This is a genomic window from Pseudomonas oryzagri (genome assembly GCF_020831405.1).
Classification (GTDB): Bacteria; Pseudomonadota; Gammaproteobacteria; order Pseudomonadales; family Pseudomonadaceae; genus Geopseudomonas; species Geopseudomonas oryzagri.
Window position 1 is genome coordinate 166,286 of the sequence record NZ_JAJHPU010000042.1, and the last position, 24,857, is coordinate 191,142.

Annotated in this window: 19 protein-coding genes; 12 read left to right on the plus strand and 7 right to left on the minus strand. The window is 69.1% G+C overall.

Annotated elements, in window-relative coordinates:
- Nucleotides 1-105 precede the first annotated feature (105 nt).
- The 3 genes from LMJ29_RS15825 (at nt 106) to fahA (ending at nt 3,497) form a co-directional block, all read left to right on the plus strand.
- Complete coding sequence (locus LMJ29_RS15825) at nt 106-657, plus strand: VOC family protein (RefSeq protein WP_229606488.1); 552 nt, start codon at nt 106-108, stop codon at nt 655-657.
- A 227-nt stretch (nt 658-884) separates the two neighbouring features.
- The gene (hmgA, locus tag LMJ29_RS15830) at nt 885-2,189 is read left to right on the plus strand and encodes a homogentisate 1,2-dioxygenase (protein ID WP_229606636.1); all 1,305 of its coding nucleotides are present in this window, start codon (nt 885-887) and stop codon (nt 2,187-2,189) included.
- A 3-nt stretch (nt 2,190-2,192) separates the two neighbouring features.
- Nucleotides 2,193-3,497 (plus strand): fumarylacetoacetase, encoded by a 1,305-nt coding sequence (gene fahA, locus LMJ29_RS15835; RefSeq protein WP_229606489.1) that lies wholly within the window; start codon nt 2,193-2,195, stop codon nt 3,495-3,497.
- Nucleotides 3,498-3,852: 355 nt separating this feature from the next.
- Here the strand turns inward: fahA and LMJ29_RS15840 are convergent, their stop codons facing one another.
- Nucleotides 3,853-4,764 carry a LysR family transcriptional regulator gene (locus LMJ29_RS15840; RefSeq protein ID WP_229606490.1) on the minus strand — a complete coding sequence of 304 codons (912 nt, stop codon included), beginning with the start codon at nt 4,762-4,764 and terminating at the stop codon, nt 3,853-3,855.
- 249 nt (nt 4,765-5,013) lie between these two features.
- Between LMJ29_RS15840 and LMJ29_RS15845 the strand changes: the two genes are divergently transcribed.
- From LMJ29_RS15845 to LMJ29_RS15855, 3 genes are all read left to right on the plus strand, one after another.
- Entirely contained in the window at nt 5,014-5,712 is a 699-nt protein-coding gene (locus LMJ29_RS15845) for a CoA transferase subunit A (protein WP_229606491.1), read from the plus strand.
- 69 nt (nt 5,713-5,781) lie between these two features.
- On the plus strand, nt 5,782-6,441 hold the full coding sequence (locus tag LMJ29_RS15850) for a CoA transferase subunit B (protein WP_229606492.1): 660 nt from the start codon (nt 5,782-5,784) through the stop codon (nt 6,439-6,441).
- 145 nt (nt 6,442-6,586) lie between these two features.
- Nucleotides 6,587-7,765, plus strand: a complete 1,179-nt coding sequence (locus tag LMJ29_RS15855; protein WP_229606493.1) for an acetyl-CoA C-acetyltransferase — start codon at nt 6,587-6,589, stop codon at nt 7,763-7,765.
- Nucleotides 7,766-7,775: 10 nt separating this feature from the next.
- Here LMJ29_RS15855 and LMJ29_RS15860 read toward each other — a convergent pair whose 3' ends face one another.
- Complete coding sequence (locus LMJ29_RS15860; RefSeq protein ID WP_229606494.1) at nt 7,776-8,720, minus strand: pirin family protein; 945 nt, start codon at nt 8,718-8,720, stop codon at nt 7,776-7,778.
- A gap of 292 nt (nt 8,721-9,012) precedes the next feature.
- Here LMJ29_RS15860 and LMJ29_RS15865 point away from each other — a divergent pair, with 292 nt between their 5' ends.
- On the plus strand, nt 9,013-9,717 hold the full coding sequence (locus LMJ29_RS15865; protein WP_229606495.1) for an OmpA family protein: 705 nt from the start codon (nt 9,013-9,015) through the stop codon (nt 9,715-9,717).
- A gap of 305 nt (nt 9,718-10,022) precedes the next feature.
- Nucleotides 10,023-11,171 carry a hypothetical protein gene (locus LMJ29_RS15870; protein ID WP_229606496.1) on the plus strand — a complete coding sequence of 383 codons (1,149 nt, stop codon included), beginning with the start codon at nt 10,023-10,025 and terminating at the stop codon, nt 11,169-11,171.
- A 12-nt stretch (nt 11,172-11,183) separates the two neighbouring features.
- On the opposite strand, the gene LMJ29_RS15875 is transcribed toward LMJ29_RS15870, so the two are convergent.
- Nucleotides 11,184-11,639, minus strand: a complete 456-nt coding sequence (locus LMJ29_RS15875; protein WP_229606497.1) for an Lrp/AsnC family transcriptional regulator — start codon at nt 11,637-11,639, stop codon at nt 11,184-11,186.
- A gap of 137 nt (nt 11,640-11,776) precedes the next feature.
- Here LMJ29_RS15875 and LMJ29_RS15880 point away from each other — a divergent pair, with 137 nt between their 5' ends.
- The gene (locus LMJ29_RS15880) at nt 11,777-15,367 is read left to right on the plus strand and encodes an indolepyruvate ferredoxin oxidoreductase family protein (protein ID WP_229606498.1); all 3,591 of its coding nucleotides are present in this window, start codon (nt 11,777-11,779) and stop codon (nt 15,365-15,367) included.
- 264 nt (nt 15,368-15,631) lie between these two features.
- Here LMJ29_RS15880 and katG read toward each other — a convergent pair whose 3' ends face one another.
- The 4 genes from katG to LMJ29_RS15900 form a co-directional block, all read right to left on the minus strand.
- The gene (gene katG / locus LMJ29_RS15885) at nt 15,632-17,845 is read right to left on the minus strand and encodes a catalase/peroxidase HPI (RefSeq protein ID WP_229606499.1); all 2,214 of its coding nucleotides are present in this window, start codon (nt 17,843-17,845) and stop codon (nt 15,632-15,634) included.
- Nucleotides 17,846-18,065: 220 nt separating this feature from the next.
- On the minus strand, nt 18,066-19,136 hold the full coding sequence (locus tag LMJ29_RS15890) for a lipocalin-like domain-containing protein (protein ID WP_229606500.1): 1,071 nt from the start codon (nt 19,134-19,136) through the stop codon (nt 18,066-18,068).
- Nucleotides 19,126-21,603 carry an FtsX-like permease family protein gene (locus LMJ29_RS15895; protein WP_229606501.1) on the minus strand — a complete coding sequence of 826 codons (2,478 nt, stop codon included), beginning with the start codon at nt 21,601-21,603 and terminating at the stop codon, nt 19,126-19,128. Before LMJ29_RS15895 ends, LMJ29_RS15890 begins: the two co-directional genes overlap by 11 nt.
- On the minus strand, nt 21,603-22,268 hold the full coding sequence (locus LMJ29_RS15900; protein ID WP_229606502.1) for an ABC transporter ATP-binding protein: 666 nt from the start codon (nt 22,266-22,268) through the stop codon (nt 21,603-21,605). The genes LMJ29_RS15895 and LMJ29_RS15900 overlap by 1 nt, the downstream gene beginning before the upstream one ends.
- A gap of 227 nt (nt 22,269-22,495) precedes the next feature.
- On the opposite strand from LMJ29_RS15900, the gene LMJ29_RS15905 reads away from it, so the two are divergent.
- The 3 genes from LMJ29_RS15905 to LMJ29_RS15915 all read left to right on the plus strand — a co-directional run bounded on the left by LMJ29_RS15905 (nt 22,496) and on the right by LMJ29_RS15915 (nt 24,729).
- Nucleotides 22,496-22,879, plus strand: coding sequence for a VOC family protein (locus LMJ29_RS15905; RefSeq protein WP_229606503.1), 384 nt, complete (start codon nt 22,496-22,498; stop codon nt 22,877-22,879).
- Between the two features lie 77 nt (nt 22,880-22,956).
- Nucleotides 22,957-23,310 carry a YkgJ family cysteine cluster protein gene (locus LMJ29_RS15910; RefSeq protein WP_229606504.1) on the plus strand — a complete coding sequence of 118 codons (354 nt, stop codon included), beginning with the start codon at nt 22,957-22,959 and terminating at the stop codon, nt 23,308-23,310.
- 321 nt (nt 23,311-23,631) lie between these two features.
- Complete coding sequence (locus tag LMJ29_RS15915) at nt 23,632-24,729, plus strand: saccharopine dehydrogenase family protein (protein ID WP_229606505.1); 1,098 nt, start codon at nt 23,632-23,634, stop codon at nt 24,727-24,729.
- Nucleotides 24,730-24,857 lie beyond the last annotated feature (128 nt).

The window sequence follows — 24,857 nt, forward strand, 5'->3', positions numbered from 1 at the left end:
AGTTACGTTTTGCGTAAATTGATTACGAATAACAAAATGCGCGCCCGTCAGCGGTCCCTCTTCCGAACCGGCGAGCCCGCAGCCATCTCAAGCAAGGAGACCGTCATGAACCCGATCGTGCAGAAAATCCACCACGTGGCCTATCGCTGCAAGGACGCGCTGGAAACCGCCCGCTGGTACGAGCAGCACCTGGGCATGAAGCTGGTGCTGTCGATCGCCGAGGACGCCGTGCCGTCGACCGGCGAGGCCGATCCGTACATGCACATCTTCCTGGATGCCGGCATGGGCAACGTGCTGGCCTTCTTCGAGCTGCCCACCCAGCCGGAGATGGGCCGCGACCCGAACACCCCGGTGTGGACCCAGCACCTGGCCCTGCAGGTGGAATCCATGGAGGTGCTGCTGGCCGCCAAGGCGCGCCTGCAGGCGGCCGGCATCAAGGTGATCGGCCCGACCGACCATGCGCTGTTCCAGTCGATCTACTTCTTCGATCCCAACGGCCACCGCCTGGAGCTGGCGGCCAACACCGGCTCGCCGAAGATGCTCGCGGCGCTGGATGAGGTGAAGTGGGCCATGCTTGAGGAGTGGGCGCAGACCAAGCGCGCGCCCAAGCACGCCGCGTGGATGCACGACGGCAGCTACAAGGAGATGTTCCGGTAAGGCAGTCGCGGCGGCCGATGCCGAAGCCAATCTCGCGGCCTGTAGGGGCGAATTTATTCGCCAAGGGGTGCGCAGCACCCCCAGCCTTCAAAGGCGCAGGCCTTTGGCCTGCTAGGCGAATGAATTCGCCCCTACAGGGATTGGCGTGCGCTTGACGCCCTTTACGGCACGTCATTACGCTTATTGAAATTAATTTACGCAAATAACAAAAAGCATTCGAGATGCCTATGCGCAACCAGCAACCCAGCGAGGCCCTGAGCTACCAGTCGGGCTTCGGCAACGAATTCGCCAGCGAGGCGCTGCCCGGCGCCCTGCCGGTCGGCCAGAATTCGCCGCAGAAGGTGCCCTACGGGCTGTACAGCGAACTGCTGTCCGGCACCGCCTTCACCGTGGCGCGCAGCGAGGCGCGGCGCACCTGGCTGTACCGCATCCGCCCGTCCGCCGCGCATGGCAGCTTCGTGCGCCTGGAGCGGCAGATCGCCGGCAATGTACTCGGCCCGGTCAACCCCAACCGCTTGCGCTGGAGCCCGCTGGAGATCCCGCAGGCGCCGACCGACTTCGTCGACGGTCTGGTCGCCCTCGCCGCCAACGCCCCGGGCGAAGCCACCAGCGGCATCAGCATCTACCTGTACGCGGCCAGCGCCTCGATGCAGCGGGTGTTCTTCGACGCCGACGGCGAGCTCTTGATCGTCCCGCAGGCCGGGCGCCTGCGCATCGCCACCGAACTGGGCCTGCTCGAGGTCGCGCCGCTGGAGATCGGGGTGATCCCGCGTGGCATGAAGTTCCGCGTCGAGCTGCTCGACGACTCGGCGCGCGGCTACGTCTGCGAGAACCACGGCTGCGCGCTGCGCCTGCCCGACCTCGGCCCCATCGGCAGCAACGGCCTGGCCAACCCGCGCGACTTCCTGGCCCCGGTCGCCCGCTACGAGGACAGCGACGCGCCGACCACACTGGTGCAGAAGTTCTGCGGCGAGCTGTGGGCCACCGAGCTGGACCACTCGCCGCTCGACGTGGTCGCCTGGCACGGCAACAACGTGCCCTACAAGTACGACCTGCGCCGCTTCAACGTGATCGGCACGGTCAGCTTCGACCACCCGGACCCGTCGATCTTCACCGTGCTGACCGCGCCGAGCGACACGCCCGGCAAGGCCAACGTCGACTTCGTGATCTTCCCGCCGCGCTGGATGGTGGCCGAGAACACCTTCCGCCCGCCGTGGTTCCACCGCAACCTGATGAACGAGTTCATGGGCCTGATCCACGGCGTCTACGACGCCAAGGCCGAGGGCTTCGTCCCCGGCGGCGCCTCGCTGCACAACTGCATGAGCGCCCACGGCCCGGACGAGGCCACCACCACCCAGGCCATCGCCGCGCAGCTCAAGCCGCACAAGATCGACGACACCATGGCCTTCATGTTCGAGAGCGGCCAGGTGCTGCGTCCGAGCCAATTCGCCCTGCAATGCCCACAACTGCAGCGCGACTACGACGCCTGCTGGGCCGGCCTGAGCAAGAAATTCACCCCGGAGGGAAACTGATCGATGAGCAACGCAGCCAACCGTAACAGCTGGATCGTCTCGGCCAACGGCCACGCCGACTTCCCGCTGCAGAACCTGCCGCTGGGTATCTTCAGCCCGCAGGGCCAGGCGCCGCGCGGCGGCGTCGCCATCGGCGAGCGCATCCTCGACCTCAAGGTCGCCTGCGAGGCGGGCCTGTTCGAGGGCGAAGCGAAGACCGCCGCCGAGGCCGCCAGCGGCGACAATCTCAATGCCTTCTTCGCCCTGGGCGGCCCGGCCCGCCGCGCCCTGCGCGCCGCGCTCAGCGAGCTGCTGGTCGAAGGCAGCGCCGCGCAGGAGCGCATGAAGGCCCTCGGCAAGGCCCTGCTGCCGTCGATGTACGACTGCCAGCTGCACCTGCCGGCGCGGGTCGGCGACTACACCGACTTCTACGTGGGCATCCACCACGCCAACAACGTCGGCAAGCTGTTCCGCCCGGACAACCCGCTGCTGCCCAATTACAAGCACGTGCCGATCGGCTACCACGGCCGCGCCTCCACCGTGTGCGTCTCCGGCACGCCGGTGCGCCGCCCGCTCGGCCAGACCCTGCCGCCGGGCCAGGAAGCGCCGAGCTTCGGCCCCAGCAAGCGCCTGGACTACGAGCTGGAACTGGGCATCTGGATCGGCCAGGGCAACGAGATGGGCGAGGCCATCGCCATCGACGCGGCCGGCGCGCACGTCGCCGGCTTCTGCCTGCTCAACGACTGGTCGGCGCGCGACGTGCAGGCCTGGGAATACCAGCCGCTCGGCCCGTTCCTGGCCAAGAACTTCGCCACCACGGTGTCGCCCTGGGTGGTGATGCCCGAGGCGCTGGCGCCCTTCCGCCTCGCCCAGCCGGCGCGCCCGGCCGGCGACCCGCAGCCGCTGCCGTACCTTCTCGATGAGCAGGACCAGGCGAGCGGCGCCTTCGACATCGAACTGGAAGTGCTGCTGCTCACCGCCGCCATGCGCGAGCAGGGCCAGGAGCCGCAACGCCTGGCGCTCAGCAATACCCGGCACATGTACTGGACCGTGGCGCAGATGGTCGCCCACCACAGCGTCGGCGGCTGCAAGCTGCAGCCGGGCGACCTGTTCGGCTCCGGCACCCTGTCCGGCCCGGAACCCAGCCAGTTCGGCAGCCTGCTGGAGAGCACCTTCGGCGGCAAGCAGCCGCTGACCCTGGCCAACGGCGAGACGCGCACCTTCCTCGAAGATGGCGACGAGGTGATCCTGCGCGCCCGCTGCCGCCGCGAGGGCCTGCCCGCCATCGGCTTCGGCGAGTGCCGCGGCGTGCTGCTGCCGGCGCGTTGAACCGCGCCAGCCCCCTCTCCCTGCTGCGGGAGAGGGGGCTGCCAACCCTCCGCTCCCCGCTGAGCGCACGACGCGCGACTACCGGCCGTCCGCCAGTCGCCGGGCAAACCGCGCGAGAACTACCAGCGGTCGTTTTTTGATTGCCCGCTACCGGTCATCTCCCTAGGGTGGGCGGCGCAATGCAATTCCCTTCTCCACGGTTGAGGGCAGCACGCTGTCCTCCAGCCATTGCGCGGTGGACTCCGCGCTTTTTTATTCAGGCCGGCCCGGCCGTTTGCCGGGCCCCGCCTCTCCCCCCTGCCCACCATGTCCCGCCCAAGGCCGCAGGCTCGGGCAAGGGTAGCCCCAGCGGCCATCAGGGCCGCGGCGCCAGCTCGGTGATGACCGTCCGCGAAACCTCCATGACCACCGTGCGCAGCGCCTGCGCCGCGCTCGACAGCTTGCGCTCGGCGTGACTGACCAGGCCGATGCGCCGTTCGACGCTCGGCTCGACCAGCGCCACGCAGCACGCGCCCAATTCCTGCATCTGGCGGATGCACAGCGACGGCACCGCGCTCGCCCCCAGCCCGCAGGCCACCATCCGCCCCACCGTCACCAGCTGATGGCTCTCGAAGGCGACCGAGAGCGTGCGGCCCTCGCGGGCCAGGCTCTGCTCCAGCAGCAGGCGCACCGCCGACGGCCGCTGCAAGGCGATGAAGTCCATCTGCAAAAGCTCCGCCCAGCGCACCTGCGCCTGCCCGGCCAGCGGCGAATCCGCCGGCACGACGGCGACGAAGCGGTCGGTGCACAACGGGGTGAATTCCAGGCTGTCGGACGGCTCCGGCTCGAAGCCGATGCCCAGCTCGACCCGGTGGTTGCGCACCATCTCCAGCACCTGTTCGTTGATCACGTCGTGCACGGCGACATTGACCCGCGGATGGCGGTCGCGGAACACCTTCAGCGCAGCGGGCAACTGGTTGGCGGCGAAGGACGGCATGGCGGCAATCGACACCTGGCCCAGCTGCAGGGTGAAGTGCTGGCGCAGCAGCTCCTCGGTGTTGTCCCAGTCGGCCAGCAGGCGCTGGGCCAGCGGCAGGAGCGTCTCGCCTTCCGGGGTCAGGCTGACGCTGCGCGTGGTGCGCACCAGCAGCGGCCCGCCGAGCGAATCCTCCAGGTTCTTGATCGCCAGGCTCAGCGCCGGCTGGGACAGATGCAGGTGCTCGCAGGCCTGGGCGAAGCTCAGGCTGCGGGCCACGGCGAGGAAGGCGCGCAGTTGCTTGACGGTCATTGATTTGTTTTTTTGATTAATCGGATTGAAAAACAAACTTAACAAATCACCACCCAGCGGTGAAGCTCTCCGCCACGTGCCACAGGGCAAGCGCATGAACGGCTTCAACGCCTGTCCGCTGTAGGGGCGAATTCATTCGCCAAGCGGGCCCCCCAGGCGAATGAATTCGCCCCTACAGGCTTCATGCGTTGCCCTGGCATTTCCCGGCAGCCGGTCTGCCGGATCGACAAATACAAGAGGCGAACCAGCATGAGTGGACTCGACAAACGAGTAGGCAGCTACGAGGAGGCCCTCGCCGGGCTGACCGACGACATGACCATCCTGTCCGGCGGCTTCGGCCTGTGCGGCATCCCGGAGAACCTGATCGCGGAAATCCGCCGGCGCGGCACCAGGGGCCTGACCGTGGTTTCCAACAACTGCGGCGTGGACGGCTTCGGCCTCGGCGTGCTGCTGGAGGATCGGCAGATCCGCAAGATGATCGCCTCCTACGTCGGCGAGAACGCTTTGTTCGAGCAGCAGCTGCTGAACGGCGAGCTGGAGGTCGAGCTGACCCCGCAGGGCACCCTGGCCGAACGGCTGCGCGCCGGCGGTGCCGGTATTCCGGCCTTCTTCACCGCCACCGGCTACGGCACCCAGGTCGCCGAGGGCAAGGAAACCCGGCAGATCAAGGGCCGCCACTACATCCTCGAGGAAGCGATCACCGGCGACTTCGCCATCGTCAAGGGCTGGAAGGCCGACCACTTCGGCAATGTGGTCTACCGCCATACCGCGCAGAACTTCAACCCCATCGTCGCCACCGCCGGCCGCATCACCGTGGTCGAGGTGGAGGAAATCGTCGAACCCGGCGAACTGGAGCCCAGCCAGATCCACACCCCCGGCATCTACGTCGACCGGATCATCCAGGGCAGCTTCGAGAAGCGCATCGAAAAGCGCACCGTGCGCGGCTGATCCCCTCGCCGCTGCGCCCCGCGAAGGGCGTGGCCGCTTCCGCGATTACCTGACAAGAAGAGACCTGCGATGGCACTTACCCGCGAACAAATGGCTCAGCGCGTGGCGCGCGAGCTGAAGGACGGCTACTACGTCAACCTCGGCATCGGCATCCCGACCCTGGTGGCCAACTACGTGCCCGAGGGCATGGACGTGATGCTGCAATCGGAAAACGGCCTGCTCGGCATGGGCGCCTTCCCCACCGAGGCCGAGCTGGACGCCGACATGATCAACGCCGGCAAGCAGACGGTCACCGCGCGCCGCGGCGCGGCGATCTTCGACTCGGCGCAATCTTTCGCCATGATCCGTGGCGGCCACGTCGACCTCACCGTGCTCGGCGCCTTCGAGGTGGACGTCCAAGGCAACATCGCCTCGTGGATGATCCCCGGCAAGCTGGTCAAGGGCATGGGCGGCGCCATGGACCTGGTGGCCGGCGCGGACAACATCATCGTGGTGATGACCCACGCCTCCAAGGACGGCGAATCCAAGCTGCTGCCGTTCTGCAGCCTGCCGCTGACCGGCGCCGGCTGCATCCGCAAGGTGCTGACCGACCTCGCCTGGCTGGAGATCGAGGACGGCGCCTTCGTGCTCAAGGAGCGCGCGCCGGGGGTGAGCGTCGAGGAGATCGTCGCCAAGACCGCCGGCAAGCTGATCGTCCCGGAGCATGTCCCGGAAATGCAGTTCGCCTGAAGCCTGCGCAGGCTCCGAACCGGCGTAGGGTGGGAAATTCGCGCAGCGATTTCCCACCATCCAGCGCGCAGGCGGCGCAGCGACAGCAGCCCTGACGCCCCCTCGTCCGCCAACCCAGCCCTCAATTAAAACAAGAGAAGACTCCATGCACGAAGTCGTCATCGTCGCCGCCACCCGTACCGCCATCGGCGCCTTCCAGGGCGCGCTGGCCAATATTCCCGCCCCCGAACTGGGCGCCGCCGTGATCCGCACCCTGCTGGAGAAGACCGGCCTCGACCCGGCCAGCGTCGACGAGGTGATCCTCGGTCAGGTGCTCACCGCCGGCTCCGGCCAGAACCCCGCCCGCCAGGCCGCCATCCAGGCCGGCCTGCCGCATGGCGTGCCGGCGCTGACCCTCAACAAGGTCTGCGGCTCCGGCCTCAAGGCCCTGCACCTGGCCGCCCAGGCGATCCGCTGCGGCGACGCCGAGGTGGTGATCGCCGGCGGCATGGAGAACATGAGCCTCGCCCCCTACGTGCTGCCCAAGGCGCGCACCGGCCTGCGCATGGGCCACGCCCAGCTGGTCGACAGCATGATTCACGACGGCCTGTGGGACGCCTTCCACGACTACCACATGGGCATCACCGCCGAGAATCTGGTGGAGAAGTACGGCATCGGCCGCGAGGCGCAGGACGCCTTCGCCGCCGCCTCGCAGCAGAAGGCCTGCGCGGCCATCGAGGCCGGGCGCTTCAGCGACGAGATCACCCCGATCCTGATCCCCCAGCGCAAGGGCGAGCCGCTGGCCTTCGTCACCGACGAACAACCGCGCCAAGGCACCAGCGCCGATGCGCTGGGCAAGCTGAAGCCGGCGTTCAGGAAGGATGGCAGCGTCACCGCCGGCAACGCCTCGACCCTCAACGACGGCGCCGCCGCGGTGCTGTTGATGAGCGCGGAGAAGGCCGCCAGCCTCGGTCTTCCGGTACTGGCGCGGGTGGCCGCCTACGCCAGCGCCGGCGTCGATCCGGCGATCATGGGCATCGGCCCGGTGTCAGCCACCCGCCGCTGCCTGGCCAAGGCCGGCTGGTCGCTGGAGCAGCTCGACCTGATCGAGGCCAACGAGGCGTTCGCCGCCCAGGCCCTGGCGGTCGGCCAGGAACTGGGCTGGGATACCGAGAAGGTCAACGTCAACGGCGGTGCCATCGCCCTCGGCCACCCGATCGGCGCCTCCGGCTGCCGCATCCTGGTCAGCCTGCTGCACGAGATGATCCGCCGCGACGCCCGCAAGGGTCTGGCGACCCTGTGCATCGGCGGCGGTCAGGGCGTGGCGCTGGCCATCGAACGCTGATCGCCCCGGCTCAGACCTCCCGCCACGGCAACGGCGGCGCCACCAGCGGGGCGCCGTCGTAGCTCGGCACGCCGCCGAAGCGCGGGCTGCCGGCTTCCCAGTCGCGTTGCGCCTGGGCGATCTGCGCCTTGCTGTGGCCGACGAAGTTCCACCAGATCAGGATCTCCTCGCCGAACGGCTCGCCGCCGAGCAGCAGCGCGCGGCTGCCCGGCGCCAAATCCAGATGCAGGCGATCGCGGCCGCGGCCCAGGTAGGCCAGCTGGTCGGCCGCGAACGTCTCGGCACCGACGTGCACCTCGCCTTCCAGCGGCAGGATGCCGTACTCGAACTCCGTCTCCAGCGGCACGTCCAGGCGGCTGCCGGCCGGGCTGAGCAGCTCGACGCCGAGCAGCGGCGAATACAGTCGCGCCGGCGCCGTGTGCCCTTCGAAGCTGCCCGCCAGCAGGGTGAAGTCGCAACCGTCGCGCGTCCAGCGCGGCAAATCCGGGTAGTGCTCGAAGGCCGGGGCGCACTCGCTGTCGGCGGCCGGCAGGGCGATCCACAGCTGCGCCGCGTGCAGCACGCGCTGGTCGTCCAGGCACACCTCGCTGTGGCTGATGCCGCGTCCGGCGGTCATCAGGTTGACCTGGCCGGGACGGATCACCTGTTCCGAGCCCAGGCTGTCGTGGTGCAGCACCTCGCCCTCGATCATCCAGGTGAAGGTCTGCAGGCCGATATGCGGGTGCGGGCCGACGTGCATGCCCTGCCCCGGTTCGAAACGCGCCGGGCCGGCATGGTCGAGGAAGCACCAGGCGCCGATCATCCGGCGCTGCCGCGACGGCAGCAGGCGGTTGACCGCGATGCTGCCGCCGATCTGCGCCTGCCGCGCCTCGACACGCTGGATCAAACGCTCGCCGTGCAGCAGCGGGCAATCGAGGGACGAGGACAGCTGGCTGGTGGACTCATGGGTACTCATGGTGCGTTCCCTCCAAGGGTCGGGCCGAGATACATCCAGCTTACTTGCCTGTGTCCCAGGCGGGGGAAGCGTTCCGCGCTTTCTCGCCAAACGCCCAGGGCGCCGCCCCATCCCGAGGAGACAGGCGCGGCTTTCGAACCGGCGCTTCCGGCATGACATGCATCATTTTTTATACATAAAAGTGTCCGTCCTTTTGACAACGTAATTTCCGGTGCAACACTTTTTGACATTGCTTTGCCATCTATCGAGTGCCGGCAGAGCGACGCGCCCGATCAATCGAGGAGAGCCAAGAATGAGAACAATAGTGAGGACTGCGGTACCCCTGGTTCTGGTCAGCGGCCTGCTGTCGGGCTGCGCCAGTCTGGTTCAGAGCGACTGGCCGCCCTGCGCGGGGGTTGGCGGTGTCATCGGCGCGGGCCTGGGCGCCATCGAAAGCGCCGAATGGGCCGCCGGCGGCCTGGGCATCGGCGCCCTCACCGGCGCGGCCTACTGCTGGGTGCACGGCGATGCCGACGGCGACGGCGTGGTGAACAAGGAGGACGACTGCCCGAAAACGCCCAGGGGCACCGCGGTGGACGAGCACGGCTGCCCGCTGCCGGCACCGGTGGCGCCCGCCCCCGAACCCCAGCCGATGACCGAAGCTCCCGCCCCGGTACGCGTGGAACTGGACGTCAAGTTCGACTTCGACAAGGCCGTGGTCAAGGAAGGCAGCAAGGCCGACATCAAGGCCGTCGCCGACTTCATGAACGAGTATCCGAGGACCACCACCACCGTCGAAGGCCACACCGACTCCGTGGGCACCGACGCCTATAACCAGCGGCTGTCCGAGCGGCGTGCCAAGGCCGTGCGCGAGGTGCTGGTCAACGAGTACGGCGTGGCTGGCGACCGGGTCGATGCCGTGGGCTACGGCGAAAGCCGCCCGGTGGCCGACAACGCCACCGCGGAAGGCCGCGCCATCAACCGCCGCGTCGAAGCGGCAGTCGAAGCCCAGCCGTAACCCCTCGCGGACCTTCCGGAGCCTGCGCCCACGCATCGCTCCGGGAGGTCCGCCTCTTTTCCGCCCCTCTTCCCGCAGCCCCGTATCCCCTATCGCGACTTTCTGCCGACCAACGGACGCCCCATCATCCGCCCCCAGGCTTTTGACGCCCACTGGGGAGGCATACACTCGATCCATAACCGAGCGTACGGCACGCTCCACTGGAGAGGCCGGCAGAACTGCACAGGCTCCGCATGCAGTTTGGGGTGAGGGAAGACGCAGCCGATTGCGGTCTACGGGGCGGTCGTATCCCTATGCACACTGTCATGCGCGCAGTTGCACCCTGGACGCCAGGTCGGCGTGGCCGCCCGGCCTTGGCGGGTCTGGGCGTCCTGATCGCCATCCTGCTGCTGGCCCTGGCCGGCTGCGCCAGCAAGCCCCGCCCCGCTCCGCCGCCTCCCCCTGAGGTGGTGGTCTCCGCGAGCACCTGGCGGCTGGTCGACCGCGATATCTTCGCCGCCTCGCAGAACGCCGCCGAGGAAGCCTCGGATTACGCCCGCGAGCGCATGAACCGCTGGCGGACCCTGGTCTACCAGCGCACCGAGACGGAGTTCATCCCCTGGTTCTCCAGCTACTGGACCCGCCAATGGATGGGCATGAAGGTGACCTGGTACCAGCTCAACGCCAACGGCGAGAAGGACGCGGTGGTCAATCGCCTGGCCCTCTACCTGCGCGAGCAATACCAGGAGCGCGTGCTCGACCCCGTCGCCAAGGAGATCAACCCCGACTGGATCATGGGCCAGACGACGCTGCTCTACGTCCGCCAGCTGCGCGACCGCATCCAGGCGATTCCACCGCGCTACGGCGTGCCCCTGGACCAGTTCGACCAGCGCCTGCAGCAGATCTCCGCCATCAAGATGGCCACGTCCCCCGAGCACAGCGCCTCGCTCTACCAGCTGGTGCACGCCGAACCGATCGACCAGCAGCCGGCCTATCTGAGCCTGATGGCCTCCATCGGCGCCATGCCGGGGCGGCCGGGCGACTGGGCGGAGGATCCCGGCCTGTCGTCGGTGGCACGCCGCACCAGCAAAAGCCTGATCAACGAACGCACCACCAGCGGGGTCGCCGGCGCGGTCGCGACGGCGGTCGGCAAGGCGGCCGGGATGATGATCTCCCTGGGCACGGCGGGCCTGAGCGCCATGCTGCGCGAGAAGGAGCGGCCGGAAGTGGAGCAGATGCTGCGCAAGAACCTGGACACCGCCTTCGACCAGAAGTGGCAGGACTGGCTGAACAACCGCGACCGCGGAGTGCTGGCCGGGGTCCGCCACCTGTCCGGCCAGGTCGAGGGCCATCTGTTCGACAACGTGGCGCAACCGGCCCAGGCCGAACCCTCTGCGCCCGACATCGCGGTGCCGGAGGGACGCCTGCTGCGCTACGGCAGCAGCATCGACGCCCCCCCCGAGCGGACCTGGTAGCCCCTGCCGCCGCTACAGCGGCAGGCTCACCTCGTCCTTCACCTCGCGCAGCACCACGCTGGTGTGCACGCTGGCTACGCCGGGCAGGCGGAAGATGCGCTGCTGCAACACCTCGTCGTAGGCCTTGATGTCGCTGGTGACCACCTTGATCAGGTAGTCGGCCTTGCCGGTGGTGGCGTAGCAGGCGACGATCTCCGGGGTGGCGGCCACCGCCGCCTCGAACTCGGCGGTCACGTCGCCCGCGTGGCGGCTCAGCGCCACCTCGGCGAACACGCAGTTCTGCAGGCCGACCTTCTCGCGATCCACCAGCACCGTGTACCGGCGGATCGCCCCCTCCTCCTCCAGCTCCTTGATGCGCCGCCAGCAGGGCGTGGTCGACAGGCCGACCTTTTCGGCGAGCTGCTGCATGGTCTGCCGGGCGTCGCGCTGCAACTCGCGAAGCAGCTGGCGGGCGAACTTGTCGAGCATTTCATTCTCCGATCAGGCTTTTGAATAGCAATTCATCCTCAAATCTACCGTCCACAAGGGAAAAAGAGAAACAAAAAACCGCCTGCGCTGGGGAACACTATTCGCCACAGAACAATACCTCCCGCAGGACAACAACAATGACCCATGCGACCGAGCGCGCCAGCACCGTGCAGCTGCGCAGCGACTACCGTCTGAGCGACAGCCTCGAAGCCACCAGCGGCCAGATCTTCCTCACCGGCACCCAGGCGCTGGTCCGCCTGCCGCTGATGCAGCGCGCCCTCGACCGTGCGCGCGGCCTCAATAGCGCCGGCTTCATCAGCGGCTATCGCGGCTCGCCGCTGGGCATGGTCGACCAGGCCCTGTGGAAGGCCAAGCGCCTCTTGGCCGACAACCAGATCGAATTCCTCCCCGCGATCAACGAAGAACTCGGCGGCACCGCGGTGCTCGGCACCCAGCAGGTCGAGTCGGATCCTGCGCGCACCGTCGACGGCGTGTTCGCCTACTGGTACGGCAAGGGCCCGGGCGTCGACCGCGCCGGCGATGCCCTCAAGCACGGCCACGCCTACGGCTCCTCGCCCAACGGCGGCGTGCTGATCGTCGCCGGCGACGACCACGGCTGCGTGTCCTCCTCCATGCCGCACCAGAGCGACCTGGCCTTCCAGGCCTGGAGCGTGCCCACCGTTTCCCCGGCGACCATCGCCGAATACCTGGAGTTCGGCCTGTACGGCTGGGCGCTGTCGCGCTTCTCCGGCGCCTGGGTCGGCTTCACCGCCCTCTCCGAGGTGGTGGAAAGCGGCTCGACCGTCGATCTCGACCGCATCCAGACCCGCTTCGAAGCGCCGGTTGACTACACCCCGCCGGCCGGCGGCCTGCACTACCGCTGGCCGGACCTGCCCTCGCTGCAACTGGAAGCCCGTCAGGCCGACAAGCTCGACGCCGTGCGCGCCTTCGCCAAGGCCAACAGCATCGACAAGACCATCGTGTCCTGCGACCAGGCGCGCTTCGGCATCGTCACCTGCGGCAAGGCCCACCTCGACTTCCTCGAGTGCCTGCGCCGCCTGGACATCTCCCTTGACGACCTGGCCCGCGCCGGCATCCGCGTCTACAAGATCGGCCTGTCCTTCCCCATCGAGCCGAACCGCGCCCTCGACTTCGTCCGCGGCCTCGACGAGGTGCTGGTGATCGAGGAGAAGGCGCCGGTGATCGAGCGCCAGCTGCGCGAGCTGCTCTACAACCAGCCGAGCGAGCTGCGCCCGCGCCTGCTCGGCAAGCAGGACGCCGCCGGCAAGCCGCTGCTCTCCGCGCTCGGCGAGCTGCGCCCGTCGCGCATCATGCCGGTGCTGGCCGACTGGCTGGCCCGCCAGACCGCCGATCTCGACCGCCGCCACCTGGTCCGCGACTTCACCGCGCCGTCGCAGCTGAGCAACCTCGCCGACGCCGTGCGTCGCTCGCCCTACTTCTGCTCCGGCTGCCCGCACAACAGCTCCACCAAGGTGCCGGAAGGCTCGCGTGCGCTGGCCGGCATCGGCTGCCACTTCATGGCCAACTGGATGGACCGCGACACCACCGGCCTGATTCAGATGGGCGGCGAAGGCGTCGACTGGGCCGCGCACTCGCGCTTCACCCAGGTGCCGCACGTGTTCCAGAACCTCGGCGACGGCACCTACTACCACTCCGGCTACCTGGCGATCCGCCAGTCGATCGCCGCCAAGGCCACCATCACCTACAAGATCCTGTTCAACGACGCGGTGGCGATGACCGGCGGCCAGCCGGTGGACGGCACCATCACCGTCGATGCCATCGCCCAGCAGGTCACCGCCGAGGGCGCGCGCAAGGTCGTGGTGCTCAGCGACGACATCGCCAAGTACGACAGCCAGCGCGGCCGCTTCCCGGCCAGCACCGCCTTCCACCCGCGCGAGGACCTCGACAAGATCCAGCGCGAGCTGCGCGAGACCGCCGGCGTCACCGTGCTGATCTACGAACAGACCTGCGCCGCCGAGAAGCGTCGCCGCCGCAAGAAGGGCGAGTTCCCCGACCCGGACCGTCGCCTGTTCATCAACCAGGCGGTCTGCGAGGGCTGCGGCGACTGCGGCGTGGCTTCCAACTGCCTGTCGCTGGTGCCGCTGGAGACCGAACTGGGCCGCAAGCGCCAGCTCGACCAGTCGTCGTGCAACAAGGACTACTCCTGCGTCAACGGCTTCTGCCCCAGCTTCGTCTCGGTCAAGGGCGGCCGCGTGCGCAAGGGCGTCGGCGCCCTGCAGGGCGAGGCCGGCCAGCGCGCCCTGGCCGAGCTGCTGAACAACCTGCCGCGTCCGGCTGCCCACGTGTGGAACGCGCCCTACGACCTCTTGGTCACCGGCGTCGGCGGCACCGGCGTGGTCACCGTCGGCGCGCTGATCAGCATGGCCGCCCACCTGGAGTTCAAGTCGGCCAGCGTGCTCGACTTCATGGGCTTCGCCCAGAAAGGCGGCGCCGTGCTGTCCTTCGTGCGCCTGGCCGACGTGCCCGAGCGCCTCAACCAGGTGCGCATCGACACCCAGCAGGCCGACGCCCTGCTCGCCTGCGACCTGGTGGTGGCCGCCTCCGCCGACGCCCTGCAGAGCGTCAAGCACGGCCGCACCAAGGTGATCGCCAACCGCCACGTGCTGCCCACCGCCGAGTTCGTGCGCAACCCGGACGCCAACCTGCAGACCGAAGGCCTGCTGGAGAAGATCCGCCACGCCGTGGGCGAAGCCGGCCTCGACCTGTGCGACGCGCAGAGCCTGGCCCAGCGCGCCCTGGGCGACAGCATCGGCGCCAACATCCTGCTGATGGGCTACGCCTGGCAGGCCGGGCTGATCCCGCTGAGCCTGGAATCGCTGCAGCGCGCCATCGAGCTGAACGGCGTCGCCGTGCCGATGAACCTGGCTGCCTTCGGCCTCGGCCGCCTGGCCCGCGCCAACCCGCAGGGCCTGCGCCAGCTGCTCAGCCGCAGCGCCGAGGTGGAGGAATTCCGCCTGATCGAGGACTTCGACGAACTGGTCGCCCACCGCGAGCAGCTGCTCACCGAATACCAGAACGCCGCCTACGCCCGCCGCTTCCGCCAACTGGTCGACGAGGTGGCGAAGGCCGAACGCGCCCTGCTCGGCCCGCAGGCCAAGCTGCGCCTGAGCCCGGTGGTGGCGCGTGGCTACGCCAAGTTGATGGCCTACAAGGACGAATACGAGGTGGCCCGCCTGTACAGCGATCCGGCGTTCCAGCAGCAGCTGGAGGCGCAGTTCGAGGGCGACTTCAGCCTGGAATTCCACATGGCCCCGCCGCTGCTGGCGCGTCCGGGCAAGGACGGTCGCGCCCGCAAGATCACCATCGGCCCGTGGCTGGCGAAGGTGTTCCCGCTGCTGGCCAAGGCCAAGGCCCTGCGCGGCAGCGCGCTGGATGTGTTCGGCATGACCGAGGAGCGGCGCATGGAGCGTCGGCTGATCGAGGAGTACGCCGCGCGCATCCGCGAGCTGCTGCCGCAGCTGAATGCCGACAACCTCGACGCCGCCGTGCGCATCGCCGCGCTGGCCGACGAGATCCGCGGCTACGGCCACGTCAAGCTGGCCAACGTCGAGCGCGTCCAGGCCCGCGAGGCGCGCCTGCTGCACGACTTCGCCCCGCAGCGCTACGCCAAGCCGCAGGCGAAGGTCGAGGCGGTGCCGGTGCAGGTGGTGCACATCCAGCCGGCCAAGAATGCAGAAGTAGCATGAGCATGTTGTGAGCTGATCGGGTTTTCGGAGGCGTTACCCGATCTTGGCCGTCCGTACCGCAAGGTACGGGCGGTTTTTTTTGCCTGCGCCGGCTCACTTCGCCGAGGCGAAACTGCCCGGCGCCTCGCCAGGACACCCGCGCCGGCAATCCGCCCCTGCGATTGCGCCCGGAGCCAACGCTAACCGGGATGACCACCGACATCCTGAAAGGAAACCGCCCCGGAATGATTCCGAGGCGGTGCTGGGTTGCCGACTCGCGGCCTGTCAGGACTTGCTGAATCGCGTCAGGTCGAAGCGATCCAGGTTCATCACCTTGTTCCAGGCCGCCACGAAGTCACACACGAACGCCTGCCCCGAGTCGTTGCACGCGTAGGCTTCGGCGAGCGCGCGCAGCTGGGCGTTGGAGCCGAACACCAGATCGACCACGGTGCCCGTCCACTTGAGCGCGCCGGTGGCCCGGTCGCGTCCCTCCAGCACGCCTTCGGTGCTGGTCGACTTCTGCCACTGGGTGCTCATGTCCAGCAGGTTGACGAAGAAGTCGTTGCTCAGCGTTTCCGGCCGCTGGGTGAACACGCCGTGCGGGGACTGGCCGACGTTGATATTGAGGACGCGCAGGCCGCCGACCAGCACGGTCATCTCCGGCGCGGTGAGGGTCAGCAGGTTGGCCTTGTCCACCAGCAGCTCGGCCGACCACTGCGCGAAATCCTTCTGCACGTAGTTGCGGAAGCCGTCGGCGACGGGTTCCAGCACGGCGAACGACTCCACATCGGTCAGTTCCTGGGTGGTGTCCATGCGTCCGGGGATGAAGGGCACCTTCACATCGTGGCCGGCCTTGCGCGCCGCTTGCTCGACGGCGGCGCAGCCGCCCAGCACGATCAGATCGGCCAGCGAGACCTTCTTGCCGCTCACCTGCGCGGCGTTGAACTCCTCCTGGATGCCCTCCAGCTTCTCCAGGACCTTGGCCAGCTCGGCCGGCTGGTTGACCTCCCAGTCCTTCTGCGGCGCCAGGCGGATGCGCGCGCCGTTCGCCCCGCCGCGCTTGTCGCTGCCGCGGAAGGTCGACGCCGATGCCCAGGCCGTGCCGACCAGTTGCCGGATGCTCAGGCCGCAGGCGAGGAGCCTGGCCTTCAGCGCGCCGATGTCCTGCTCGTCGATCAGCGGATGATCCACCTCGGGAATCGGGTCCTGCCAGAGGAACGGCTGCTTGGGCACCAGCGGGCCGAGGTGACGCGCCAGCGGTCCCATGTCGCGGTGGATCAGCTTGTACCAGGCCTTGGCGAAGGCGTCGGCCAGCTCCTGCGGGTTGGCCAGGAAATGCCGGGCGATCTTCTCGTAAACGGGGTCCGCGCGCAGGGCGAGGTCGGTGGTGAGCATCATCGGCGCATGACGCTTGGCGGGATCGTGGGCATCGGGCACGGTGTCCGCGCCGATGTTGCCGGTGGGTCGCCACTGCTGGGCGCCGGCGGGACTCCGGGTGAGTTCCCACTCGTAGCCGAACAGATTTTCCAGATAGTTGTTGTCCCAGCGGGTGGGATTGGTGGTCCAGGCGCCTTCCAGGCCGCTGGTGACCACATCGCAGCCCTTGCCGCTGCCGTAGGTACAGAGCCAGCCGAAACCCTGCGCCTCGATCTCGCCCCCCTCGGGCTCGGGGCCGACGTACTGGCGCGGGTCGGCGGCGCCGTGGGCCTTGCCGAAGGCATGTCCGCCAGCGATCAGCGCCACGGTCTCCTCGTCGTTCATCGCCATGCGCGCAAAGGTTTCGCGGATATCCCGCGCCGCGGCGAGCGGGTCCGGATTGCCGTTGGGGCCTTCGGGGTTCACGTAGATCAGGCCCATCTGCACGGCGGCGAAGGGTTTGTCGAGCTCGCGGTCGCCGCGGTAGCGCTCGTCGCCCAGCCAGGTGCTCTCCGGACCCCAGTAGGTGTCCTCGCCCGGTTCCCAGATGTCCTCGCGGCCGCCGCCGAATCCGTAGGTCTTCAGCCCCATCGAATCCAGCGCGACGTTGCCGGCCAGTGCCATCAGGTCGGCCCAGGAAATCTTCCGGCCGTATTTCTGCTTGATCGGCCAGAGCAGGCGGCGCGCCTTGTCGAGGCCCGCGTTGTCCGGCCAGCTATTGAGCGGGGCGAAGCGCTGCGCGCCCTGGCCGGCGCCGCCGCGACCGTCGCCGATGCGATAGGTGCCGGCGCCATGCCAGGTCATGCGCACGAACAGCGGCCCATAGTGGCCGTAGTCGGCCGGCCACCAGTCCTGCGAGTCGGTCATCAGGGCATGCAGGTCCTTGATGACCGCGTCCAGATCCAGGCTCCGGAATTCCTCGGCGTAGTTGAAGCCGGCGTCCATCGGGCTGGACAGCGGCGTGTGCTGATGGAGGATCTTCAGGTTCAGCTGATTGGGCCACCAGTCCGCGTTGGTCCTGCCTCTGGTGGTTTTCCGCTGGCCCTCGCTACCCGCGAACGGGCACTTCGCTTCGTTTCCCATGGTTATCTCCTGTTGTTGTTTTCAGACAACCTCTTTATCCCAGCTTGGATTTCGCCTCGCGGCCCATCCAATAGAAATTGGGCATGGGATTGATAGTAGTCAGGCAATGGCGGCCCATGCCCGCACGGCCCGCGCCGCTTCGGGAAGTGCCTCGCCGCGCAGCCCTGAGCCCCGCGATAGCTCGGTGCGAAGCGTTCGAGGGTCGTCCCGCCGCCGCCTCTCAATAGCCAGTCATTTCCAGATAGCCCCGCCCGCCCGGGCTGCCGATCAGACGCACCGGGCCCTCCCAGTAGGAGTACCGCGTGGCCATCCAGGCGTGCGGCTCGATGGCGGCGGCCTGCACGTCCAGGCCGTGCTCGGCGACCCGCACGCGCCAGCGGGTCGGCACCCGGCGGCCGTTGGCCTGGCGGGTCCAGGCCAGTTCGTCGAGACGGATCTGCGCGCCGCGCAGCGCCACGCTGCGGCCGTCGGCGGCGATCCAGGTGCCGGCCTGGTAGTGCTGACCGTCGGCCTGGCGAACCCGGAACAGCATCAGCTTGGCACCGCCGTCCAGGTGCAGGGAAAACCAGTCCCACCCCTGCTGATCGGCGGCCAGCGGCTGGCTGCTCCACTCGCGGTCCAGCCAGGCCAGGCCGCTGACCGCATGGCGCTGGCCGGCGTGCTCGATCTCGCCGGCGACGCGGTAGAACGGCTGGCTGTAATACCAGGAGGCCTGCCCGCGCCCGGACTTCTCGCTGTAGCCCCGCTCGCCGTGCAGCACCAGCGGGCCGTCGCTGTCCAGTTGCAGGCGGTAGCGAAAATCCTTGCCGGCGGCCTGCATCTGCAGATGCTGGATTCCCTTACCGCCCGTGCTGCGCAGCGCCCAGTCGTCGATCCAGGCGCGGAACGGCTGCGCCTCGACGCCGGCCTGGCCGATGCCGCCGCGCGCCAGGGTTTCGCCCGACTGATGGCCGAACGGGCCCGTCAGCGCGGCGTGGCCCATCCACAGGTCCGGGCTGCTCCAGTCGGGCGCATCCGGTCCCGCACGCAGCGCGCTGCGAAACAGCGTCCATTGCACGCCCCAGTCGCGCCCCTCGACGTCGCGCAGGTTGGCGGTGACGTACCACCATTCGATACGGAATCCGGGATGGGCGCCGTGATCGGCGGGAAATTGCAGCGGCCGGCCGCGTTCGACCGGCGCGAAGCCGGCGGCCTGCTCGCCGAGGCCGGCGAAGCCCTGGGGCGGCTCGGCGGGCTGTTCGCAGGCGGCGAGCAGCAGGGCCGCGGCCAGCAGCATATGCCTAGCGTTCATCGGCGAATTGCCTGAGCAGTTCGGCGGGCTGGCGCCGCGCCAGTTGCCACAGCGGCCCGGCGGCGGCGAGCAGGCTGGTGAGCAGGCCGAGCAGGCCCAGCTGCAGCAGCTGGCCGGGGAACACGTGCAGGGGCAGACGCCAGCCGAAGGCCTGCACGTTGACCACCGCCACCAGGCACCAGGCCAGCAGCACGCCCAGCGGCATCGCCAGCGTTACGGTGAGGCCGGCCAGCAGCAGGGTTTGGCCGAGGCTCAGCCAGGCCAGCTTCACGCGGCCGACACCCAGCGCCCACAGCGGCGCCAGCTGGCCGAGGCGGCTGTGGCCGAGGGTCAGCAGGCTGATGAACAGCGCCACGCCGGCCACCGCGAGGGTCAGGGCGTTGAGCGCGGCGGTGGCGGCGAAGGTGCGCTCGAACACTTCGGTCGACCAGCGCTTGAGCGTGGCCTGCTCGGTCAGCCGCAGGCCCTGCGCGCCATAGCGCTGTTCGAGCTGCTCACTGAGCGGCTGGACCTGCCCCTCCACCAGGCGCAGGGCGATATTGGTAAGCCGCGCCGCGCGCCAGTGCTGGCGCAGCCAGTCGGCGCCCGCCAGCACGTGGCCGCGCGGGTTGCCGTAGTCGGCGTACACCCCGACCACCGTCAGGCCCTGCTCGCCGTCGTCGGCCGGCAGCGAGACGCGGTCGCCCAGGCCGACCTTGAGGCGACGCGCCAGTTGCTCGCTGAGCATCGCGCCCTGCCCCGCGGCCAGTTGCGCCCAGGCGTCGGCGCGCTGCTCGAGCAGCGGCCAGTACCGGCGCTGCAGGGGCTGGTCGACGACGCCCTGCAGCTGCACCGGCCAGCCTTGCAGGCGCAGCTCGACGCGCCAGCTCGGCAGCACCGCCTCCACGCCCGCGCGGCCCTCCAGCGAGGCGGCGATCGCCAGCCCCTGCGCGGTGTCGCGCGGCATCAGGTAGAGGTCGGCGGCCAGGCGCTGGTCGAGCCAGCCGACGAAGGTCCGCCGAAAGCCCTCGGTCATGCTGCCGACGCCGACGCTGGCGGCCAGCGCCAGCAGCAGCGCCATCAACGCCAGTGACAGCGCCGGCAGCTGCTGGCGGCTGTCGGCCACGAACCATTCGCTCAGCGCGCCCCGGCAATAGCCGACCAGCCGGGCCAGCGCGCCGTCGAGCAGCACCGGCAGCATCAGGGCCGCCGCCAACAGCAGCGCGGCGAGCATCGCCAGGGCGGCGAACAGGCTGGCGCCGAAGCGCCAGCAGAGTGCGGCGAGCAGCAGGAGCGCTGCGGCCAGCAGTCCCTGGCGACGCAGCCAGCGGCTCTGCGCCAGGCGCCAGGCCTGCGGTTGGGCCAGCGCCAGCAGCGGCAGGCGGGCGGCGCGCCACAGGCTGCCGGCGCCGGCGATCAGCGCGCCGCCCAGGCCGATGGCAAGACCGAGCAGCCACCCGCTCGGCGCCAGGCTCAGTTGCCCGGAGACTTCCGCACCGTACAGGCCGCGCAGACTGGCGGCGACGTCGGCCAGCAGCAGGCTGGCCAGCAGGTAGCCGCACACCACCCCGGCCAGACCGCCGATCAGGGCGAACAGGCCCAGCTCGACGGTGAGCGCGACCATCAGCCCGCGCAGGCTCACCCCGCAGGCGCGCAGGGTGCGCAGCAGGCCACGGCGCTGCTCCAGGGCCAGGCCGATGGCGGCATGGGCGATGAACAGGCCGACCACGAAGGCCAGCCAGCCGAGGGCGGTGAGGTTGAGGTGGAAGCTGTCGGTCAGGCGCTGCAGGTCGTCGCCGGCGCTGGGCGGCTGCAACTGCAGCAGTGGCGCCAGCCCGGCCGGCAGCGCCGGTGCGCGGGCGGCGAAATCCGCCGGCAGCAGCAGGCGCGACAGCTGTCCCGGCGCCTGCAGCAGTGTCTGGGCGTAGCCGATATCGAGGACGATCACCCCGGGCGCCAGCTGCGCATGCACCTGCAGCGGCGGCAGGCGCTGGCCATCGCGGGTGAGCGCCGCTTCGCCGGCGCGCAGGCCGAGGCGTTGCAGGGTATCCGGGGCGATCCACGCCTGCCCCGGCGGGCCGAGGAAGGCGCGCAGGTCGAAGGCGGCGACCGGCTGCCCGGCCAGCGCGCTGCCCGCCGGCAGGGTCAAGGGTTCGATGCCGAGCAGCCGCACGCTGAGCGGCTCGGCGCCGGCGAAGTACAGGCGCCCTTCGAGCAGCGGCGATACCGGCCAGCCCGCGCGGCGCAGCTGCAGGTAGATGGCCTGGTCGAAACGCTCGCCGCGGCGCGGCGCCAGCTGGGCCTGCGCCGATCCCGCGAGCAGTGCCTGGGCGCGGGCGTAGTCGGCACGCGCCTGGCCGTTGAGCGCCTGCACCCCGGTCCACAGGGTGGTGGCCAGCCACAATCCGGTGAGGATGGCGAACAGCTGCAGGCGGTGGCGCCGCCAATGACCGAGCAGCGCCAGCAGGCCGAGGCGCAGCATGTCCATCAGGCCTCCACCGCCTGCACGCGGCCCTGGCGCAGGTACAGGGTACGCGCCAGCCGCGCGGCCAGACGCGCGCTATGGGTGACCATCAGCAGGCTGCTGCCCGCCTCGCCCACCAGCTCCAGCAACAGGTCGAGTACCCGCTCGCCGCCGGCTTCGTCGAGGTTGCCGGTCGGCTCGTCGGCCAGCAGCAGCGGCGGCCGGGGCGCCAGCGCCCGGCCGATGGCCACGCGCTGCTGCTGGCCGCCGGAGAGCTGTTCGGGATAGCGGGCGAGCAAGGGCGCCAGCTCCAGGCGCGCGGCCAGGTAGTCCACCCAGGCCGGATCGTGACGCCCGGCCAAGCGCGCCTGGAAGGCCAGGTTGGCCGCCACGTCGAGGCTGCCGATCAGGTTGTACTGCTGGAACACCAGGCCGATGCCCTCGCGCCGCCAGCGCGCCAGCTCCGCCTCGCGGCGCCCCTGCAGCGGCACATCATCGACCAGGATGCGCCCGCTGTCGACCGTCTCCAGCCCGGCGATCAGATGCAGCAACGTGCTCTTGCCGCTGCCGGACTCGCCCATCAGCGCCAGGCTCTCGCCCGCCGGCAGCTGCAGATCGACGCCGCGCAGCACCGCCAGGCGGCCCTGGGCGGTGGCGAACGACTTGCAGACGTTGTCGACGATCAGCATGTGCGGGCCTCTCCCACGCCGGTGAGAGAAGGATAGCGGGGCCGGCCGGGGCAAAAGGTCATGGCGAGCGGCCGCCGCGCCAGCCGGCCGATCCAACGCTGCCGCTGGCCCGAGCGTATTCAGGCGCGGCATATCGCCGGTCCGGCCATGCGCGGCCTCGACTTCACAGGCCGGACCGACTGGCCGAGAATCCAGGGTAGTGGTGGATGCGACGGGGAGGACCCGACATGAGCGTGCAACTGAACCACACCATCGTCTGGTGTCGCGACAAGCAGAAGTCGTCGGCCTTCCTCACCGAAATGCTCGGCCTGCCCGGCCCTGCCCCTTTCGGGCCGATGCTGGTCGTCCAGCTCGCCAACGGTGTGTCGCTCGATTTCTACGAGCGGAGCGGCGAGATCACCCGGCAACACTATGCCTTCCTGATCGACGACGACGAGTTCGATCAGGTGTGCGCCCGCCTGCAAGGCCGCAGCCTGCAGCACTGGGCCGATCCCGCCCAGCATTATCCAGGCGAGATCAACCGCCACTTTGGGGGGCGCGGCCTGTATTTCGAAGACCCCGACGGCCATCTGCTCGAAGTCATCACCCGGCCCTACGGCAGCCTGGAATAGCGCCCTCCGATCCGACGCCCGGCGCGCCTGGGCGCATGGCGGGGTAAACTGCCGGCGACTTTCCGAGAGACCGTCCGATGAGCTGCACCAGCCGAAAGATCGACCACCTGCGCCGGCAGATCCCGGCTTTCGCCTGCGTGCCCGGCTGCCACGACTGCTGCGGGCCGGTCACCGCCTCGTCCGAGGAAATGTCGCGGCTGCCGGTGAAAAGCGACGCCGAGCATGACGCGGCGCTGGCCGAGTGGAACTGCGTGCACCTTGGCCCGCAGGGCTGCGAGGTGTACGACCAGCGCCCGCTGATCTGTCGTCTGTTCGGCACCACGGCGAGCCTGCCCTGCCCGCGCGGGCGCGGGCCCGAGGTGCCGACGGAGCCTCACGTCGAACAGCTGGTGCATGAACTGATCGCCACCACCCGCCAGGTACTGGTCTAGCGGGTCCGCAACGGGCCCGGAGTCGACGCGCGCAGCGCCGCGCTCGCTCCCCTTCGGCGCCATCCCATATCGCCGCCCCATGATCGCCGTCCCGGTCGCCGGCGATCTCGAGCGCCCGCAGGCAATCCGCCTCCGCCCCGGCGCAGTCGCCCCTCGACGCAGGGAAAATCGTCCACTCCGGGTCGTTACGTCACATTGCTCGTCCGGTTCGTCGAATCATCCCATCGACTCATCGAAATGCTGCACTTCATGTCTTATCGACGAACAGACGCCCCTCCTAGACTGGCTCCCGTCCAAACCAGTAACCCGGAGACAACAACAATGAACGTACTCCTGCTTGGCGCCGGCCACATCGGCTACACCATCGCTCAACTGCTGACCAACACCGGCGACTACAAGGTGGTAGTGGCCGATCGCGATCGCAATTCCCTGAGCGCCATCGCCGAACTGGGTATCGCCACCCTGGAGCTGGACTCGGCCGACAGCGCCGCCCTGGAGAAGGCCATGGCCGGCCAGGACGCCGTACTCAACGCCCTGCCGTACCACATGGCCATCGGCGTGGCCAAGGCGGCCAAGAACACCGGCACCCACTACTTCGACCTGACCGAAGACGTGCACGCCACCAAGACCATCATGGAGCTGGCCAAGGACAGCAAGACCGCGTTCATGCCGCAGTGCGGCCTGGCCCCCGGTTTCATCGGCATCGCCGCCCACTCGCTGGCCGCCCGCTTCGACAGCGTGCGCGAAGTGAAGATGCGCGTCGGCGCGCTGCCGGAATTCCCCACCAACTCGCTGAAGTACAACCTGACCTGGAGCGTCGACGGCCTGGTCAACGAGTACTGCCATCCGTGCGAGGCGATCCGCAACGGCCGCCTGCAACTGGTTCAGCCGCTGGAAGGCCTGGAGCACTTCTCCCTCGACGGCGTCGAGTACGAGGCCTTCAACACCTCCGGCGGCCTGGGCACCCTGTGCGACACGCTGAGCGGCAAGGTCGAGACCCTGGACTACAAGACCGTGCGCTACCCGGGCCACCGCGACCTGATGAAATTCCTCCTCGAGGACCTGCGCCTGGCCGGCAACCAGGACAAGCTCAAGGACATCCTGCGCGGCGCCGTGCCGAGCACCATGCAGGACGTGGTGCTGGTGTTCGTCACCGTCAATGGCCTCAAGGACGGCAAGCTGGTGCAGGAAGTGTTCAGCCGCAAGATCTTCGCCGACGTGCGCGGCGGCCGCCTGACCAGCGCCATCCAGATCACCACCGCCGCCGGCATCTGCGCCGCGCTGGACCTGTTCCGCGCCAAGCGCCTGCCACAATCCGGCTTCATCAGCCAGGAGCAGGTGGCCCTCGACGACTTCCTCGCCAACCGCTTCGGCAAGGCCTACGAGGAAACCGCCGCCGAGGCCCGCGAAGCGGCCTGATCGGGCTGCGCGCCTGAGCGCCTGCCCGCATTCGCGGGCAGGCGACCTCGTCCCCTTCCATCGCTTTACCCGCAGGCGGCGCCCGGCGTCCCCTGCTCCCTCCCAGCACGTGCCGCTCCTACAAGAAC

Coding starts and splice junctions, on each gene's coding strand:
- LMJ29_RS15825 (WP_229606488.1), top strand. CDS start 106: ATGAACCCGATCGTGCAGAAAATCCACCACGTGGCCTATCGCTGCAAG.
- hmgA (WP_229606636.1), top strand. CDS start 885: ATGCGCAACCAGCAACCCAGCGAGGCCCTGAGCTACCAGTCGGGCTTC.
- fahA (WP_229606489.1), top strand. CDS start 2,193: ATGAGCAACGCAGCCAACCGTAACAGCTGGATCGTCTCGGCCAACGGC.
- LMJ29_RS15840 (WP_229606490.1), bottom strand. CDS start 4,764: ATGACCGTCAAGCAACTGCGCGCCTTCCTCGCCGTGGCCCGCAGCCTG.
- LMJ29_RS15845 (WP_229606491.1), top strand. CDS start 5,014: ATGAGTGGACTCGACAAACGAGTAGGCAGCTACGAGGAGGCCCTCGCC.
- LMJ29_RS15850 (WP_229606492.1), top strand. CDS start 5,782: ATGGCACTTACCCGCGAACAAATGGCTCAGCGCGTGGCGCGCGAGCTG.
- LMJ29_RS15855 (WP_229606493.1), top strand. CDS start 6,587: ATGCACGAAGTCGTCATCGTCGCCGCCACCCGTACCGCCATCGGCGCC.
- LMJ29_RS15860 (WP_229606494.1), bottom strand. CDS start 8,720: ATGAGTACCCATGAGTCCACCAGCCAGCTGTCCTCGTCCCTCGATTGC.
- LMJ29_RS15865 (WP_229606495.1), top strand. CDS start 9,013: ATGAGAACAATAGTGAGGACTGCGGTACCCCTGGTTCTGGTCAGCGGC.
- LMJ29_RS15870 (WP_229606496.1), top strand. CDS start 10,023: ATGCGCGCAGTTGCACCCTGGACGCCAGGTCGGCGTGGCCGCCCGGCC.
- LMJ29_RS15875 (WP_229606497.1), bottom strand. CDS start 11,639: ATGCTCGACAAGTTCGCCCGCCAGCTGCTTCGCGAGTTGCAGCGCGAC.
- LMJ29_RS15880 (WP_229606498.1), top strand. CDS start 11,777: ATGACCCATGCGACCGAGCGCGCCAGCACCGTGCAGCTGCGCAGCGAC.
- katG (WP_229606499.1), bottom strand. CDS start 17,845: ATGGGAAACGAAGCGAAGTGCCCGTTCGCGGGTAGCGAGGGCCAGCGG.
- LMJ29_RS15890 (WP_229606500.1), bottom strand. CDS start 19,136: ATGAACGCTAGGCATATGCTGCTGGCCGCGGCCCTGCTGCTCGCCGCC.
- LMJ29_RS15895 (WP_229606501.1), bottom strand. CDS start 21,603: ATGGACATGCTGCGCCTCGGCCTGCTGGCGCTGCTCGGTCATTGGCGG.
- LMJ29_RS15900 (WP_229606502.1), bottom strand. CDS start 22,268: ATGCTGATCGTCGACAACGTCTGCAAGTCGTTCGCCACCGCCCAGGGC.
- LMJ29_RS15905 (WP_229606503.1), top strand. CDS start 22,496: ATGAGCGTGCAACTGAACCACACCATCGTCTGGTGTCGCGACAAGCAG.
- LMJ29_RS15910 (WP_229606504.1), top strand. CDS start 22,957: ATGAGCTGCACCAGCCGAAAGATCGACCACCTGCGCCGGCAGATCCCG.
- LMJ29_RS15915 (WP_229606505.1), top strand. CDS start 23,632: ATGAACGTACTCCTGCTTGGCGCCGGCCACATCGGCTACACCATCGCT.